Origin of the sequence: Thermoanaerobacter sp. CM-CNRG TB177 (assembly GCF_018588165.1) — a bacterium.
GTDB lineage: Bacteria > Bacillota > Thermoanaerobacteria > Thermoanaerobacterales > Thermoanaerobacteraceae > Thermoanaerobacter > Thermoanaerobacter thermocopriae.
In genome coordinates this window covers 1-562 of the sequence record NZ_JAFCAC010000084.1, presented here as the reverse complement: position 1 = coordinate 562, position 562 = coordinate 1, and the positions used below count along the sequence as shown (strand labels likewise).

General features: G+C 59.4%; 1 rRNA gene. It reads right to left on the bottom strand.

Features of this window, described 5'->3' with window-relative positions:
* Positions 1 to 562, bottom strand: a 23S ribosomal RNA gene (locus tag I4N53_RS10295); the annotation flags it as partial.

The window sequence follows — 562 nt, the reverse complement described above, 5'->3', positions numbered from 1 at the left end:
GTCTTCCGACTTAGCAGAGACCTGTGTTTTTGGTAAACAGTCGCTTGGGCCTCTCCTCTGCGACCCATCAGGGCTTTCAGCGCTCGGCCTATACCCCAATGGGTACCCCTTCTCCCTAAGTTACGGGGCCATTTTGCCGAGTTCCTTAATGAGGGTTCCCCCGCTCGCCTGTGGATACTCTCCTCGCCTACCTGTGTCGGTTTCCGGTACGGGCACCAAGCAGTTTACCGCTTAGAGGCTTTTCTCGGCAGTCTGGGCTCGGCTGCTTCGGTACTCTCTTTCCCTCCCCTTCGCCTCTCAGGCCATACGCAGGACGGATTTGCCTATCCTGCACCCTACTGGCTTGGACGCGCTCTACCAACCGCGCGCTCAGCCTACCCTCCTGCGTCACCCCTTCGCTTCCTGCTCGGTGGCAGGGGATTCTCTACCCCTTCTCCATCGCCTACGCTCTCGCCTCGGCTTAGGTCCCGGCTTACCCTGGGCGGATTACCCTCCCCCAGGAACCCTTAGGCTTCCGGCGGTAAGGTTTCTCACCTTACTCTCGTTACTCATGCCGGCATTC